At 62.4% G+C, this 15,819-nt stretch carries 17 protein-coding genes; 12 read left to right on the forward strand and 5 right to left on the reverse strand.

What is annotated here, in order from left to right; all coding sequences use genetic code 11:
• Positions 1-192: 192 nt before the first annotated feature.
• From gabD to ABDW57_RS27805, 5 genes are all read left to right on the forward strand, one after another.
• Positions 193-1,644 (forward strand): NADP-dependent succinate-semialdehyde dehydrogenase, encoded by a 1,452-nt coding sequence (gene gabD, locus ABDW57_RS27785; protein ID WP_343733381.1) that lies wholly within the window; start codon positions 193-195, stop codon positions 1,642-1,644.
• Positions 1,645-1,684: 40 nt separating this feature from the next.
• A complete protein-coding gene (gene ruvB / locus ABDW57_RS27790; RefSeq protein ID WP_343733382.1) occupies positions 1,685-2,743 on the forward strand; it encodes a Holliday junction branch migration DNA helicase RuvB in 1,059 nt (352 codons plus the stop codon).
• Entirely contained in the window at positions 2,743-3,195 is a 453-nt protein-coding gene (locus ABDW57_RS27795; protein WP_343733383.1) for a YaiI/YqxD family protein, read from the forward strand. The genes ruvB and ABDW57_RS27795 overlap by 1 nt, the downstream gene beginning before the upstream one ends.
• Positions 3,188-4,102 carry a LysR family transcriptional regulator gene (locus tag ABDW57_RS27800; protein ID WP_343733384.1) on the forward strand — a complete coding sequence of 305 codons (915 nt, stop codon included), beginning with the start codon at positions 3,188-3,190 and terminating at the stop codon, positions 4,100-4,102. The genes ABDW57_RS27795 and ABDW57_RS27800 overlap by 8 nt, the downstream gene beginning before the upstream one ends.
• A gap of 88 nt (positions 4,103-4,190) precedes the next feature.
• Positions 4,191-4,940: an SDR family oxidoreductase gene (locus tag ABDW57_RS27805; RefSeq protein ID WP_343733385.1), complete on the forward strand. Its 750-nt coding sequence runs from the start codon at positions 4,191-4,193 to the stop codon at positions 4,938-4,940.
• On the opposite strand, the gene ABDW57_RS27810 is transcribed toward ABDW57_RS27805, so the two are convergent.
• On the reverse strand, positions 4,941-5,927 hold the full coding sequence (locus ABDW57_RS27810) for an aldo/keto reductase (RefSeq protein WP_343733386.1): 987 nt from the start codon (positions 5,925-5,927) through the stop codon (positions 4,941-4,943).
• Between the two features lie 90 nt (positions 5,928-6,017).
• Here ABDW57_RS27810 and ABDW57_RS27815 point away from each other — a divergent pair, with 90 nt between their 5' ends.
• The gene (locus ABDW57_RS27815) at positions 6,018-6,944 is read left to right on the forward strand and encodes a LysR family transcriptional regulator (protein WP_343733387.1); all 927 of its coding nucleotides are present in this window, start codon (positions 6,018-6,020) and stop codon (positions 6,942-6,944) included.
• On the opposite strand, the gene ABDW57_RS27820 is transcribed toward ABDW57_RS27815, so the two are convergent.
• Positions 6,889-7,275: a YbaN family protein gene (locus tag ABDW57_RS27820; protein WP_343733388.1), complete on the reverse strand. Its 387-nt coding sequence runs from the start codon at positions 7,273-7,275 to the stop codon at positions 6,889-6,891. The genes ABDW57_RS27815 and ABDW57_RS27820 overlap by 56 nt on opposite strands.
• A gap of 70 nt (positions 7,276-7,345) precedes the next feature.
• Between ABDW57_RS27820 and ABDW57_RS27825 the strand changes: the two genes are divergently transcribed.
• Both ABDW57_RS27825 and ABDW57_RS27830 read left to right on the forward strand, forming a co-directional pair.
• Positions 7,346-8,107, forward strand: a complete 762-nt coding sequence (locus tag ABDW57_RS27825) for a ThuA domain-containing protein (RefSeq protein ID WP_343733389.1) — start codon at positions 7,346-7,348, stop codon at positions 8,105-8,107.
• Positions 8,108-8,181: 74 nt separating this feature from the next.
• Positions 8,182-8,550 (forward strand): DUF3060 domain-containing protein, encoded by a 369-nt coding sequence (locus ABDW57_RS27830; RefSeq protein WP_343733390.1) that lies wholly within the window; start codon positions 8,182-8,184, stop codon positions 8,548-8,550.
• Here the strand turns inward: ABDW57_RS27830 and ABDW57_RS27835 are convergent.
• Positions 8,547-8,987 carry a DUF2147 domain-containing protein gene (locus tag ABDW57_RS27835; RefSeq protein WP_343733391.1) on the reverse strand — a complete coding sequence of 147 codons (441 nt, stop codon included), beginning with the start codon at positions 8,985-8,987 and terminating at the stop codon, positions 8,547-8,549. The two genes, ABDW57_RS27830 and ABDW57_RS27835, sit on opposite strands and share 4 nt — an antisense overlap.
• Positions 8,988-9,143: 156 nt before the next feature.
• On the opposite strand from ABDW57_RS27835, the gene ABDW57_RS27840 reads away from it, so the two are divergent.
• The 3 genes from ABDW57_RS27840 to ABDW57_RS27850 are packed head-to-tail and all read left to right on the forward strand — an operon-like array spanning position 9,144 to position 11,053.
• Positions 9,144-9,401, forward strand: coding sequence for a hypothetical protein (locus ABDW57_RS27840; RefSeq protein ID WP_343733392.1), 258 nt, complete (start codon positions 9,144-9,146; stop codon positions 9,399-9,401).
• 37 nt (positions 9,402-9,438) lie between these two features.
• On the forward strand, positions 9,439-10,065 hold the full coding sequence (locus ABDW57_RS27845) for a PAS domain-containing protein (RefSeq protein ID WP_343733393.1): 627 nt from the start codon (positions 9,439-9,441) through the stop codon (positions 10,063-10,065).
• A gap of 19 nt (positions 10,066-10,084) precedes the next feature.
• Positions 10,085-11,053, forward strand: a complete 969-nt coding sequence (locus ABDW57_RS27850; RefSeq protein WP_343733394.1) for a threo-3-hydroxy-L-aspartate ammonia-lyase — start codon at positions 10,085-10,087, stop codon at positions 11,051-11,053.
• Here the strand turns inward: ABDW57_RS27850 and ABDW57_RS27855 are convergent, their stop codons facing one another.
• The gene (locus ABDW57_RS27855) at positions 11,054-12,247 is read right to left on the reverse strand and encodes a S41 family peptidase (protein ID WP_343733395.1); all 1,194 of its coding nucleotides are present in this window, start codon (positions 12,245-12,247) and stop codon (positions 11,054-11,056) included.
• Between the two features lie 66 nt (positions 12,248-12,313).
• On the opposite strand from ABDW57_RS27855, the gene ABDW57_RS27860 reads away from it, so the two are divergent.
• Positions 12,314-12,895 carry an ArsR family transcriptional regulator gene (locus ABDW57_RS27860; RefSeq protein ID WP_343733396.1) on the forward strand — a complete coding sequence of 194 codons (582 nt, stop codon included), beginning with the start codon at positions 12,314-12,316 and terminating at the stop codon, positions 12,893-12,895.
• 124 nt (positions 12,896-13,019) lie between these two features.
• On the opposite strand, the gene ABDW57_RS27865 is transcribed toward ABDW57_RS27860, so the two are convergent.
• On the reverse strand, positions 13,020-15,815 hold the full coding sequence (locus tag ABDW57_RS27865; protein WP_343733397.1) for a valine--tRNA ligase: 2,796 nt from the start codon (positions 15,813-15,815) through the stop codon (positions 13,020-13,022).
• Positions 15,816-15,819 lie beyond the last annotated feature (4 nt).

Raw genomic sequence — 15,819 nt, forward strand, 5'->3', positions numbered from 1 at the left:
CCGTGATCAGCGCCGTCATGCATAAACTCGCACACCTCATTTATGGCGTGATACATACCGGCAAGCCTTTTGATCCCAATTACCTGTCAAAAGGCCTTGCTATTCAAGACGGTATCTGACCCCGAATTTCGGGCGCCTCCAAATGGGTTTCCGCGCTAAGCTGGTCATTTGCAGCCGGATAAGGAGGACAAGATGCAATTGAAAGACAGCAGCCTGCTCAAGCAGCAAGCTTTTATCGACGGTGTCTTCTGCGACGCACAGGACGGCGGCAAGGTGGAGGTCACCAACCCCGCTACGGGTGAACTGATCGGCACGGTGCCGAAGATGGGCGTGGAGGATACCCAACGCGCCATCGCCGCCGCCGACCGCGCCTGGACCGGCTGGAAAACCCGGACCGGCAAGGCCCGCAGCACTATCCTGCGCAAGTGGTTCGACCTGATCATCGCCAATACCGATGACCTGGCCGCCATCATGACGGCCGAGCAGGGCAAGCCGTTGGCCGAAGCTTCCGGCGAGATCGCCTACGCCGCTTCCTTCATCGAATGGTTTGCGGAAGAAGCCAAGCGCGTGGCCGGCGATACTTTGCCCTCGCCATGGGAAGACCGCCGCATCGTGGTGACCAAGGAAGCCATCGGCGTCTGCGCCGCCATCACGCCGTGGAATTTCCCGGCCGCGATGATTACCCGCAAAGTCGGCCCGGCCCTGGCCGCCGGTTGCCCAATTGTGGTCAAGCCGGCCGAAGCCACGCCGTTCACCGCGCTGGCGCTGGCCGAGCTGGCCCAGCGCGCCGGCCTGCCTAACGGTCTGCTGAATGTGGTCACCGGCGACGCCCGCGCCATCGGCGGCGAGCTGTGCGCCAATCCGCTGGTGCGCAAGCTGAGCTTCACCGGCTCCACCGCCGTCGGCAAGCTGCTGATGGCGCAGTGCGCACCGACCGTCAAGAAGGTGTCGCTTGAGCTGGGCGGCAACGCGCCCTTCATCGTGTTTGACGATGCCGATCTGGATGCGGCAGTGCAGGGCGCGCTGGCGTCCAAGTTCCGCAATACCGGCCAGACCTGCGTCTGCGCCAACCGCATCTACGTGCAGGACGGCGTGTATGACGCCTTCGCCGCCAGGCTGGCCGCCGCGGTCAATGCGCTCAAGGTTGGCAATGGCATGGAACCGGGTGTCACGCAAGGTCCGTTGATCGACGAGAAGGCGGTGCACAAGGTCGAGCAGCACGTTGCCGACGCCCTGGCCAAGGGCGCCAGACTGGTGACCGGCGGCGCGCGCCACCCGCTGGGTGGCTCGTTCTTTCAGCCGACCGTGCTGGCCGATGTCACCCAGCAGATGCAGGTGGCGACGGAGGAGACCTTCGGCCCGCTGGCCCCGTTGTTCCGTTTCCACACTGAAGCCGAGGTGATTCAGCAGGCCAATGTCACCGAATTCGGCCTCGCCAGCTACTTCTACGCGCGCGATATCGGCCGCGTGTGGCGCGTGGCGGAAGCGCTGGAATGCGGCATGGTGGGCGTCAATACCGGCATTATCTCGACTGAAGCGGCGCCATTCGGTGGCGTCAAGCAGTCCGGCATGGGCCGCGAGGGCTCGAAGTATGGCATCGACGATTATCTGGTGGTGAAGTACATCTGTCTCGGCATCCAGTAACGCCGGCCAGTTGATGGCCGAGGCAGGGTAAAATAACTGTATGAGCATACAGACCGACAATTTTACCGAACAGCGCATCATCGACGCGGCGCCGTCCTCTCCCAATGAAGAGGCGATCGAACGCGCGCTGCGTCCCAAGCATCTCGATGAATATGTCGGGCAGGCCAAGATCCGCGACCAGCTGGAGATTTTCATCTCCGCCGCGTGCAAGCGCAGCGAAGCGCTGGATCACACCTTGCTGTTCGGCCCGCCGGGCCTCGGCAAAACCACGCTGGCCAACATCATCGCGCGCGAGATGGGTGTCAACCTGCGCCAGACGTCCGGCCCGGTGCTGGAGCGTCCGGGCGACCTGGCCGCCATCCTGACCAATCTGGAGGCCAACGACGTCTTGTTCATCGACGAAATCCACCGCCTGTCGCCGGTGGTGGAAGAGATTCTGTATCCGGCCCTGGAAGACTACCAGATCGATATCATGATCGGCGAAGGCCCGGCCGCGCGCTCGGTCAAGCTGGACCTGCAGCCGTTTACGCTGGTCGGCGCCACTACCCGTGCCGGCATGCTGACCAACCCGCTGCGCGACCGCTTCGGCATCGTCGCCCGGCTGGAGTTCTACACCACCGAAGAACTGACCAAAATCGTCACCCGCAGCGCCGCACTGCTGAAAGCGCACATCGACGAGGATGGTGCATGCGAGATCGCCCGCCGCGCCCGCGGCACGCCGCGCATCGCCAACCGCCTGCTGCGCCGCGTGCGTGATTACGCGGAAGTCAAGAGCAACGGCGAAATCACCAAATCCGTGGCCGACGCCGCGCTGGTGATGCTGGATGTCGACACCGTCGGGTTCGATGTCATGGACCGCAAGCTGCTGGAAGCGGTGCTGTACAAATTCGGCGGCGGCCCGGTCGGCATCGGCAACCTGGCCGCGGCTATCGGCGAGGCCGCCGATACGATTGAAGACGTGTTGGAGCCCTACCTGATCCAGCAAGGCTTCCTGCAACGCACGCCGCGCGGCCGCGTGGCCACCGCTGCCGCCTACAAACACTTCGGCGTCAATCCGCCGCGCACCAATCCCAACGGCGAATTGTGGAGCGATCTGTAATGCAGATCTGGGTGGACGCCGACGCCTGTCCGGCCGTCATCAAGGAAATTCTTTACCGCGTGGCCGAGCGCGTGCAGATGCAAGTCACGCTGGTGGCCAACCAGCTGCTGCGCGTGCCGCCATCGCGCTTCATCCGCTCGGTGCAAGTGCCGGCCGGCGCCGACGTGGCGGACAAGGAAATCGTGCGCCTGCTGGAACCGGGCGACCTGGTCGTCACCGGCGACATCCCGCTGGCGTCGGAGGTGTTGAAGAAGGGCGGCCATGCCTTGAATCCACGCGGCGAGTTTTACACCAACGACAACATCGCCCAGCTGCTGACCATGCGCGCCTTCATGGACGAGCTGCGCGGCAGCGGCGTCGACACCGGCGGCCCCGCCGCCTTCAGCCAGGCCGACCGTCAGCACTTCGCCAATAGCCTCGACCGCCATCTGGCCAAACGCAAACATGGATGAACTGCGCGCCATCTCGACCTTTATCCGCGCTGCCGAACTGGGCAGTTTCAACAAGGTCGCGGAAGCGCAGGGCACCACGCCGCAAGCGGTCAGCAAGACCATCCGTCAGTTTGAGCAGCATCTGGGCGTGCGCCTGTTCCATCGCACTACCCGCAACAGCTCGCTGACGGAGGAGGGCCAGCGTTTGCTGGAATCCATCAAGCCCAGCCTGGATGGCGTGGTCGGCGCGCTGGCCCGCGCCCGTAACGCCGCGCGTGAGGATGAGGGCCTGATCCGCGTGGCCGCGTCCGGCTCCATCGGCCGCCGCGTGCTGATGCCTTTGCTGATGGCGTTTCAGCAAAGCTATCCGAACATCCAGATCGACCTGATCCAGGAAGATGGCTTTGCCGACCTGGTGCATGATCGCATCGATGTCGGCTTCCGTGGCGGCAATCCGCCCGATGCGCAAATCGTCAGCCGCCGTTTGTTTCCGGTGCAGCAAATCGTCTGCGCCACGCCGGCCTACCTGAAGCGCCACGGCACGCCGCGCAGCCTGTCGGATCTGGCGGCGCATCGCTGCACCGCCTACCGCCAGCCGGGCAGCGGCAAACCCATGGCGTGGGAATTCGAGATCGATGGCGGCACTGTGTTCCACCACGTGCGGCCGGTCCTGCTCAGCAACGATCCCGATACCGAAATGCACGCTGTGCTGTCCGGCGTGGGCATCGGTCAGATCGACAGCATCAACGCCAGCGCCGCCATCCGCGCGGGCAAGCTGAAACCGCTGCTGACCGAGTTTGTCAGCGCACGCATGGGCTTTTACCTCTATTTTCCGCAGCGGACCGACATGCCCGCTCGCGTGCGCCGCTTTATCGACTTCGCTGTCGAACGCCTGTTGAACAGCGAGCAGTTTTATATCAACTTTTAGTTGCTATTGAAACGGCATTTGGCCACTACTTTGGTTGGGGTGGCGGAGCTATAGTTCACCTGTCTTTCAACCCAACAGGAGAACTACCATGCAAAATCGTGTTGCTGTTATTACCGGGGCTTCGAGCGGCATCGGCCTGTCCACCGCCAAACTGCTGGCCGCACGCGGCGCCAAGGTCGCTTTGCTGGCGCGTCGTAAAGATGTGCTGGAACAGGCTGTGAACGAGATTCGGGCTGCCGGCGGCGAAGCGCTGGCGCTGGCGGTGGATGTCACCGATCAGGCTTCGGCTGATGCCGCTGCGGCGGCGGTGGAACAGACCTATGGCCCGGCCAGCCTGGTCTTCAACAATGCGGGTGTAATGCTGCCGGGGGCGGTCGAAGCGCGCGAAATGGGCGCCTGGGAACACCAGATCGATCTCAACGTCACTGGTGTGATGCGTGTAATCTCGGCCTTCGTGCCGCAGCTGGTCAAGAGCGCGGAGCAGGGCGCGCTGGCGGATCTGGTGAACACCTCGTCGATCGCGGCGCAGAACATCTATCCATACTTCGCGGTGTACAGCGGCACCAAGGCCTACGTCAGCCACCTGAGCCGCCACCTGCGCGCCGAGCTGGGGCCGAAGAATATCCGCGTCTCGCTGATCGAACCCGGCATCACCGAAACCGAGCTGCAAGGCCACTGGACCTTCCAGGGCGCCAAGGACTGGTTCGCTGGCGCGGCGCAGACCATGGACTTCCTGCAGCCGCAGGACGTGGCCGAGGTGGTCGGCTTCCTGGCCGACCAGCCCAAGCACGTCAACCTGCAGCAGGTGGTGGTGATGCCGACCAGGCAGGCCAGCTGATTACCAGCTGTGGTGAACGTACTGCGCGATGCGGTTGCGGTAGAGCTCGCGCAGCGCGTCCATGGTGTCCGCCGGCAGGGCCGGCAGTGCGCTGGCGCGGCTGTTGGCTTGCGCCTGCGCCGCGTTGCGCGCGCCCGGAATCACGGTGCTGACAGCGTCCTCCATCAGAATCCAGCGCAGCGCGAATTCGGCCATGGTGGCGCCGGCCGGCACCAGCTTGCGGATTTCTTCCACCACCTCCAGCGCCACGGCATACGGCACGCCGGAGAAGGTTTCGCCCTTGTCGAAAGCTTCGCCGTTGCGGTTGAAGGCGCGGTGGTCATCTGCCGCGAACGCGGTGTTGGCGGTCATCTTGCCGGTCAGCAGACCGGACGACAGCGGCACGCGCGCAATCACGCCGATCTGGCGCTTTTTCGCCTCCGCGAAAAACAACGAGGCAGGGCGCTGGCGGAAGATGTTGTAGATGATCTGGATCGATTGCACGTTCTGATATTCGATCGCCTTCAGCGCTTCTTCCACTTTTTCCACCGAAACACCATAGTGGCGGATCTTGCCGGCCGCAACCAGATCGTCCATGTAGCCGAACACTTCCTGCCGATAGTAGACCGCCGGCGGCGGGCAGTGCAGCTGAACCAGATCCAGGCAATCGGTCTGCAGGTTGACCAGCGAGCGCTCGACGAAGGCGGTCAGGTTCTGCTTGTTATAACCCTCCGCCACATGCGGTGACAGGCGGCGGCCGAGCTTGGTGGCGACGTAAGGTTTGTCGCCACCGCGCTCCTTCAATACTTCCGCGATCAGTTGTTCCGAGCGGCCGTCGCCGTAGACGTCGGCGGTATCGATAAAGGTCACGCCGGAATCCAGCGTCGCGTGCAGCGCCGCCTTGGCATCTTCCTTGCTGACATCGCCCCAGGCGCCGCCGATGGCCCAGGCCCCAAAGCCGATTTCCGATACAGTGCTGCCGGTACGGCCGAATGTTCTCTGCTTCATGAGTTTGTCCTTTTCCAAAGACAGCATTTATAGCACCGCATGGTAAGATTTGAGGTTGAACACGATTCATCGTTAGATTGAGCCATATTCATGTCTATTTTCGACCGGGTCGACCTTGCCGACCTCAGGGTTTTCCTCGCCATCATGCGCGCCGGCAGCTTCAAGGGCGCGGCCATACAGCTGGGTTTGACGCCGTCTGCGGCCAGTCACGCCATGCGCCGGCTGGAGGAGCGGTTGTCGGCCAAGCTGCTTAACCGCACCAGCCGCGCCGTTTCGCCTACCGATGTCGGCCGCGAGCTGGCGCAGCGCATCGAGGAAGGCTTCGACAAGATTGGCGATGCGCTGGCCGGACTGGAAGCCCCCGGCAGCGGCCGTTTCGGAGAACTGCGCCTCAACGTGTTTTCCGATGCGGCGCATCTGCTGATCGCGCCGGCGCTGCCGGAATTCGCGCGCCAGTGCCCGCAAGTGCGGCTGACTGTGGTGGTGGAAGACCGGCCGATCGATATCGTCGCGGAAGGCTATGACGCCGGCATCCGCTACGGTCACTATGTGCCGGAAGACATGATTGCCGTGCCGCTTAGCAAAGCACAGCGCTGGGTCATCGCCGCCGCGCCGTCCTATCTCGATGCGCATGCGCCATTAAAGCATCCGGACGACCTGGCGCAGCACACTTGCCTGCAACTGCTGCTGGGCGATAACTCCAGCTACAAATGGGAACTCAGCCGGGGACGCCGGCTGCGCGTGCCGGGCGTGATCACCATCAACGACACCGCCACCACCATCGCCGCCGCCAAAGCCGGCATGGGCCTGGCCTATCTGCTGGAGCAGCGCATTGCCGATGAACTGAATCAGGGCAGCCTGCGCATGGTGCTGGCGGAGCACGCCGCCAAAGGCGAACCGTTCCACATGTACTACAGCAGCCGCCGCCACAAGCACCCGGCGCTGCGCACGCTGATGAACATCATTCGCCGTCAGCAGGGGCTGGCGGAATACGCATGGTCGGCACGAAGCGCGTGAGATAAATGGTGACGCAGGCGCCAACCGTGATGATCAGCAGGCGCACCCAGAGGTGATCGGTGCGCCAGATCGAATAACTCATCGATCCCCACATAAAAATCAGAATCCACACCTTGCCGCGCAGCGGAATGCCGCGGCCGTTTTCGTAATCGCGCAGGTATTTACCGAACACGCGGTTGGTGCGCAGCCAGTTGTGCATGCGCGGCGAAGCACGCGCGAAGCAGGCCGATGCCAGCAACAGAAAAGGCGTGGTCGGCAGCAACGGCAGGAAAATGCCCAGCACGCCCAGAATGACCGCCACGATACCAACGAAGTTGAGAATTATTTTCATTTGACCAAATCGTATCACCTTGGGTTAGACTATGACAAAAATGTTAGCGCTAACTTTACTGGAGGAGACGATGAAGAAACTGGTGCTGGCCGCTGCGGCCGGTTTGATGATGGTGTCGGGCGCGCAGGCCGACACCCAGTACAAGATCCTGGTGCTGGCCATGTCCAGCAAGTACCACTACGAGTACATCCCGATCGCGCGCGAAAGCTTCGAGCGGCTGGGCAAGCTGCATGCGTTTGAGATGACCTACACCAACAAGCCGGAAGTCTTCGACGGCGACCTCAAGCAGTACGCCGCCGTGATGTTCCTGAACACGCCGCCGGAGGAGCTGAACGAAGCGCGCCGCAAGAAGTTTGAGGAGTACATGAAGGCCGGCGGCAACGCCATGCTGGTGCACCGCTCACTGATCATTCCGCCCAACACCTGGCCATGGTACGAAAAGCTGATCGGCCGCCGCACGGGCAACCATCCGATGCTGCAGACCGGCGTGGTGGATGTGGTCGATAAAAAATTCCCCGCCACCTTTGGCCTGCCAGACCACTGGATCTGGAGTGACGAGTTTTATGTGTTTGACGATCCGTACAAGATCAAGATCAACCCGGTGTTGAACGTGGACGAGAGCAGCTACGACCCGACCAAGATCTGGCCGGGGCAAGTGTCGTACGGCATGGGCAAGGATCACCCGCTGAGCTGGTATCACTACGCCGAGAAGGGCCGCGTGTTCGTCACGGCCCTCGGCCACGACGGCAATATGTACCGCGATCCGCAGTACCTGGCGCATTTGATGGGCGGCATCTACTGGACGGCCACCGGCAAAGGCCTGCGGCCTTGATGATGGCAGGCGTGCGCCGAACTCTTCTGTTAATTTCTACAATGCCGGAAACTTAAACAGATGAGGGAGGCGGCATGCTCGCATTACGAACGATCGCCCTGGCTGGCGTCCTTGTGTGTACCGCCCACGGCGCCATGGCCGACAATGCGGTGGGCGAAATCACGGTCGACAAGGATCAGATTGCCATTTCAGGGAATGGATATGTGCGCAGCTTTCCGTGCGAGGGCCGGCGCGTGTTCATCGACGGCACCCAGCACAACATCACCTTGACCGGCACTTGCGCCAGCCTGGAAATGAACGGTGCGGAAAACAAGGTCGCCCTGACGCTGGCGCCGAAAGCCGTCATGGTGGTGGCGGGCATTCAGCAAACCGTCAACTGGCGGTCGACCGGCGAGCCAGAGCAGCGCATCAGCGGCGTCGGTCACAAAATACAGCGCAATTAGTCCTGGCGCACCCAGGTCTGCGAGCGGCCCAGCATCGGTACGCCGATGTAGCCGCGCACGTTCAGTTTCTTGCCGCCGTCGGCCAGGCGCAGCTTGCTCTTGTAGACCTTGCCGTTTTTCGGATCAAGGATCTCGCCGCCGGCGTATTCATCGCCGTCTTTCTTCAGATTGGACAGGATGGTCATGCCGATGATCGGCTGATCCTTGCGTGCGCCTTCGCACTTGTCGCATTTCGGATTCGGGTCTTCGTTGGCTTCCTGGAACAGCTTTTCAATCTGACCGCTCAGCACGCCATTGTTTTCGGTAATGCGGATCAAGGCTTTCGGCTTGCCGGTCTCGTCGTCGATGTTTTTCCACAGGCCGGCCGGGGAGGTATTGTCGGCAAAGGCCGGTGACATGGTCAGGGCCGCTGCGGCGATGAATGCGAGCAATTTCATGGTTGTCTCCAAAAGTTATCGTTGTCCGCTGATTATACGAACGTGCAGCGGCGCGAAATTAGAGCTTATCGTCCAAAATCCTACAGCGCCAAGGGATGCGGACTGATGGCCGTGCCGGTCGGGCTTTTCTATGATGACCTAAAGGAGGATAGCGCCATGAGCACACATCACGATCAATCCATCGGTGGCCCCGGTGCGGTGGACGGCATTGCCGGCAGCCGTTCCGGTACGGAAGGTGCGACCAGCGGCCAGGGTGTTGACAAGGGCGGCGTACCCGGCCGCGCACACGGTCCGGAACGCAAGCCAGCGCCCGCACTGGGCGGCAACAGTTCGGATAGCCGGCAGTCTGACAGTCCCGGCGTGATGCAAACCGAGCCAAGAGAAAACCGGCAAGAACGCCAGCCTGGACCTTGATTTACACAAAAAATCTAAAATAAGATAATATGTTTAGATGCAAAAGACATCTGAACATCAAAATTTGCTTGAACAGTTGCAGCAGGTCGCAGACGGCCTGGGCAAAACCCTGGCGCCGTTCTGCGAAGTGGTGCTGCACGACCTGACCGAGCCGGAACACGCCATCCTGGCCATCCACAACAATCTGTCCGGCCGCAGCGTGGGTGCGCCGGCCACCGAGCTGGGCCTGGCGCGAGCGGCCGATCCAGCCTTCGAGCAGGTCATCGCCAACTACCCCAACACCTTTCCCGACGGCCGGCTGGCCAAGAGCACTTCGATCGGCATCAAGGACAGCGGCGGCCAGTATGTGGCGGCGCTGTGCCTGAACGTCGACCTGACCGTGTTTCGCAGCCTGAACACCATGCTGGCGCAATTCGGCAGCGTGGACACGGCGGCGGCCGTCAGCGAAACCATGGGGCCGAGCGGGGCGGATGCCATCCGCCTGCGCATCGACCAGTTTGCGGCCCGCCTCGGCACCACGCCGCGCGCCTTGAAGGCCGACGAGCGCAAGGCCCTGATGCGCGAACTCAAAGAATCCGGCCTGAGCGACGTGCGGCGGGCGATGGACATCGTCGCCGCCTATCTCAACGTATCCCGCGCCACCGTGTACAACGACGCGCGCTAACCACCACAGGAACCACATCATGAGTGAACTGCAACTCCCTACCTTTGCCGACGTGGTTGCCGCGTCGGAGCGCATCGCCGGCGTGGCGCATGCGACGCCGGTGAAAACCTCGCGCACCGTCAACCAGGCGCTGGGTGCTGAAGTGTTCTTCAAGTGTGAGCACCTGCAGCGCATGGGGGCGTTCAAATTCCGCGGCGGCTACAACGCGCTGGCCAGGTTCACGCCGGAGCAGCGCAAGGCGGGTGTGGTGGCATTCTCGTCGGGGAACCATGCGCAGGCGATTGCCTTGTCGGCCAGGCTGCTGGGCGTGCCGGCCACCATTGTCATGCCGCACGATGCGCCAGCGGCCAAGGTGGCGGCCACCAAGGGCTATGGCGCGCAGGTGGTGATTTACGACCGCTACAAGGAAGACCGCGAGCAGATCGGCCGTGATCTGGCGGCCCGGCATGGGCTGACCTTGATTCCGCCGTATGACCACCCGGATGTTATTGCAGGGCAGGGCACGGCGGCCAAGGAATTGCTGGAAGAAGTGGGGCCGCTGGACTTTGTGCTCGCGCCGCTGGGCGGTGGCGGTCTGCTGGCGGGCACGGCGCTGTCGACGCGCGCGTTGTCGCCGAAGGCGACCATTTACGGCGTGGAGCCTGAGGCGGGCAACGATGGCCAGCAGTCATTCCGCAGCGGCCGCATTGTGCACATCGATACGCCGAAGACGATTGCGGATGGCGCGCAGACGCAGCATCTGGGCAATCTGACCTTCCCGATCATCCAGCGCGATGTGAATGATATTTTGACGGCCAGCGATGAACAGTTGCGCGCCGAGATGCGCTTTTTTGCCGAGCGCATGAAAATGGTGGTGGAACCGACCGGCTGCCTGGGCCTGGCGGCCGCGCGCGTGATCAAAGAGCGGCTGCAAGGCAAGCGCGTGGGCATCATCATCAGCGGCGGCAACATCGACCTTCCGCGCTACGCGGAACTGCTGGCGCAGTAATCAGCGCGGTGCCAGCAGCGTGGCGCGGTGCGCGCTGGCGGCCGGCGGATCGAGGATAAAGCGCGGCACCCATAGCACCAGGCCGCTATGCGGCAACGTGAACTTGCGGATGCCGCCAGATTGCGTACGTCGCGCTGCATTGCCGACGCCAGCCAGCGTGGCGAAGCCGAAGTCCTGCATCACATTGGCGAACAGAATGGCCGAGGAATAGGTAGCGGGGCCAATTATGACTACCACTTTGCCTTGGTACAGCTTATCGGTTTGCGGCTGATGCCAGGTCAGGATTTCGCCGCGGGCGTTTTTCTTCGTATAAGTGGAGCCGGTGCGGTAGGGCTTGCTGGCGAGGTAGGGCATCAGCCCATCCAGCCACAAGTCATCATCGCCGCCACCGTTCTCGCTGATATCGATGTAGAGCCTGGTAATCCGCTGTTGGCGCAGTTGTTCGAAGGCTGCTTGAGTCAGCGTCAGCAGGCGTTCCTTCAGCATGTGATCGAAGCTGCCAGCCGTTAGCGTCGCGCTGCCATCCGGATGAATTTCGAAGTGGAACGGCACATCGTTGGCGCGCATGATGGCTGGCGGTTGCGTGCTGGCGGGCAGCGTCACTTGCCAGTGCCGCCCGTCGCGCTCCAAGTCCAGCTGATAATGCGCCGTTTCACCATACAGTTTCAAGTGATACAGCCACCAGCGTTGCGATGCCAGATGCGCGCGGAACAGCGGCGTGTCGCCATGTGCCCGTTGCAGCACCGCGGCGATCGCCGCCTTGGCCGGGACACCGTTGATGGCCGTGATGCGAGCGCCGGCCAGATCGCTCTTGGCACCGCCCAGTGCCGCCTTGACGTGCAACTTGCCTTCGCCAGCAATCTCCACTTCCAAAGGGAACAGACCGCCACCGGCTTGCAGGTGCGCGACGGTGTCGCCGCGCCAGTCGGCATAGCCGATAAAAAGATGGGCGTCGGCCAACAGCGGATTCAGCGTTGACAGCCGGCGCCAGACTTCGTCGCGCGATAGCGTGTCTGGGGTTGCGGCGATTGTTGCCAGTGCCGCGTCCAGCGTTTGCGGATTGGTGGAAAAAGCTATGTCGGGATGCTCGTTGGCGATGGTCTGGCGGACGAATGTCACATCCTCTTGAAGCGGGCCTGCGAGCGCGGCGGCGCAGAACTGGGGCGACATCAGCATCAGCAATCTGGTTTTCATTGGCATGCGCTTGCGTGTGGTTGTTTGTTGAAATAATATAGGTATTTTTCAACGGCAGCAAAAATCATGACAATTGACTACCGGGCGATCAGTGATCCCGAGCTGATTACCTTGCTCTCATCGCCGATCCGCCAGGAGCTGGTCGACACACTGGCTGCGCTTGGCGGTGAGGGCAGCGTGGCGGAGCTGGCGCTGGAGTTAGGCCGCCATGCGGACGGCCTCTACTACCACCTGAAACTGCTCTGCAAGGGCAAGCTTGTCACCGAGCTGGATGGCGATGGCGACGAACGCCGCTACCAGCTGGCTGGCCGGCCATCGCAGCCATTGCGGCTGGCCTATAAAACCGACAGCGAGCGCCATATCACGGCATTGCGCAAATTCGCCCGCGGCCTGATGCAAGTGGCGGAAAAAGACTTTGTTACGGCGTTGGAAGCGGAGGACCCAGTCACCGAAGGCCCGTCGCGTCAATTATGGGCAGGGCGCAACAAAGCATGGCTGAGCGAGGCCGAATTGAAAGAAGCCAACCAGCTATTGGAGCGCCTGTGCGAGCTGATGAGCCATCCCCGCACCGCGGAGCGCGACCATCTGCTCAGCTGCACCTTCGTACTGGCCCCCCACACCACCCAATCCAAGCGCCGCAGCGGCTGATAAAACTCCGGGGTCAGGTCCGTCATTTCTACACGAACTCTGCCGTAGCTTACTGCTACGGCAGAGTTCGTGTAGAAATGACGGACCTGACCCCGGATTGCGGACTGCTGGACGGAATGACTGGTTAGGCGGCTGGCAGCTTGGCGATCTGCTCGCGCATCTTGGCCAGGGTGGCCGAGAAGTTGGCCACGCGTTCCTTCTCCTGCGCCACCACTTCGGCCGGCGCGCGCGCCACGAAGCTTTCGTTCGACAGCTTGCCGTTGGCCTTGTTGATCTCGCCTTCCAGGCGGGTGATCTCCTTGGTCAGACGCTCACGCTCAGCCTTGACGTCGATTTCCACTTTCAGCATCAGCTTGGTGGTGCCGACGATGGCCACGGCCGCCGGCGAATCCGGCAGCGCGTCGACGATCTGCACTTCCGCCAGCTTGGCCAGCGACTGCACGTACGGCGCGTAGCCTTCCATTGCCGCCTTTTCCTCGGCATTGCCCGGCTCGACGATCAGCGGCACCCGCAGCGACGGCGCCAGTTGCATTTCACCACGCAGGTTGCGGGTCGCGTCAGTCAGCGCCTTCAACTGCTGCATCCAGGCCTCGGCCGATTCGTTGATGTTGGCGGTGTTGGCGATCGGGTACGGTTGCAGCATGATCGAGTCACCGGTCTTGCCGGCCAGCGGCGCCACGGCTTGCCACAGCGCTTCGGTCACGAACGGAATCACCGGATGCGCCAGGCGCAGCACCACTTCCAGCACCCGCAGCAGGGTGTGGCGGGTGGCGCGCTGCTGGCCTTCGGTGCCGCTCTGTACCTGCACCTTGGCCACTTCCAGATACCAGTCGCAGTACTCGTCCCACACGAACTTGTAGATGGCCGAGGCGATGTTGTCGAAGCGGTAGTCCTCGAAGCCCTTGGCCACCTCCAGCTCGGCCTTTTGCAGCAGCGAGATGATCCACTTGTCGGCCTGCGACAGGTCGGCCTCCGAGGCCGAGCAGTCCTTGCCTTCGGTGTTCATCATCACGAAGCGGGTGGCGTTCCACATCTTGTTGCAGAAGTTGCGGTAGCCTTCGCAGCGGCCCAGGTCGAAGTTGATGTTGCGGCCCAGCGAGGCATACGATGCCATGGTGAAGCGCACCGCGTCCGTGCCGTAAGCGGCGATGCCTTCCGGGAATTCCTTGCGGGTGGCCTTGGCGATCTTCTCGGCGGCTTTCGGGTTCATCAGGCCGGTGGTGCGTTTTTCCACCAGCGCGTCGACGCCGATGCCGTCGATCAGGTCGATCGGGTCCAGCGTGTTGCCCTTGGACTTGGACATCTTCTGGCCCTGCGAGTCGCGCACCAGGCCGTGCACGTACACGGTTTCGAACGGCACCTTGCCGGTGAAGTGCGCGGTCATCATGACCATGCGCGCCACCCAGAAGAAGATGATGTCGAAGCCGGTCACCAGCACCGACGATGGCAGGAAGGCCCTGATGTCCGGCGTTTCTTCCGGCCAGCCCAGGGTCGAGAACGGCACCAGTGCGGACGAGAACCAGGTGTCCAGCACGTCGTTGTCGCGGCGCAGCGGCGCGGTGATGCCTTTGGCGGCAGCTTGCGCCTTGGCTTCTTCCTCGGTCTTGGCGACGAAGATGTTGCCGGCGTCGTCGTACCAGGCCGGGATCTGGTGGCCCCACCACAGCTGGCGCGAGATGCACCAGTCCTGGATGTTGTTCAGCCACTGGTTGTAGGTGGTGCTCCAGTTCTCCGGCACGAACTTGATTTCGCCGGTGGCCACTTTTTCCAGCGCCACTTCAGCAATCGATTTGCCCGGATTGAACGTGCCTTCCGGCGCCGGCTTGCTCATGGCAACGAACCACTGGTCGGTCAGCATCGGCTCGATGACCACGCCGGTACGGTCGCCGCGCGGCACCATCAGCTTGTGCTTCTTGACTTCTTCCAGCAGGCCCTGGGCTTCCAGGTCGGCGACGATTTTTTTACGCGCGTCAAAGCGGTCCAGGCCGCGGTAGGCTGCCGGCGCGTCAGCAACGATTTTGGCGTCCAGCGTCAGGATGGACGGCATGGCCAGCTTGTGGCGTTGGCCGACGGCGTAGTCGTTGAAGTCGTGCGCCGGGGTGATTTTCACGCAGCCGGTGCCGAAAGCTTTGTCGACGTATTCGTCGGCGATGATCGGGATTTCGCGGCCGACCAGCGGCAGCGTCAGCATCTTGCCGACCAGCGGCTGATAGCGCTCGTCGGTCGGGTCCACCGCCACGGCGACGTCGCCCAGCATGGTTTCAGGACGGGTGGTGGCGACGGTCAGGTGCCCGCTGCCATCGGCCAGCGGGTACTTGATGTACCACATCGAACCGTCTTCCTCTTCCGACACCACTTCCAGATCGGAGACGGCGGTGCCCAGCACCGGGTCCCAGTTGACCAGGCGCTTGCCGCGGTAGATCAAGCCCTGCTCGTGCAGGCGCACGAACACTTCGGTGACCACCTTGGAGCGCTCGGCGTCCATGGTGAAGTATTCGCGCTTCCAGTCCGGCGAGGCGCCCAGGCGGCGCATCTGGCCGGTGATGGTGGAACCGGATTTCTCTTTCCATTCCCAGACTTTTTCAATGAATTTTTCGCGGCCGAGGTCATGGCGCGAGACTTTCTGCGCGTCCAGCTGGCGCTCCACCACGATCTGGGTAGCGATGCCGGCGTGGTCGGTGCCAGGAATCCAGGCGGTGTTGTGGCCCAGCATGCGGTGGTAGCGGGTCAGGCCATCCATGATGGTCTGGTTGAAAGCATGGCCCATGTGCAGGGTGCCGGTGACGTTCGGCGGCGGCAGCTGGATGCTGAAAGAAGGTTTGCCGGCGTCGAGGGTGGCGGTGTAGTAACCGCGCGCTTCCCACTCGCTGCGCCAGAACTGTTCAATGTCGGCAGGCTCGAAAGACTTGGCTAATTCCATGATA

The sequence above is a fragment of the Duganella sp. genome (assembly GCF_039595735.1).
In the GTDB taxonomy this organism is placed as follows: Bacteria; Pseudomonadota; Gammaproteobacteria; order Burkholderiales; family Burkholderiaceae_D; genus Rugamonas.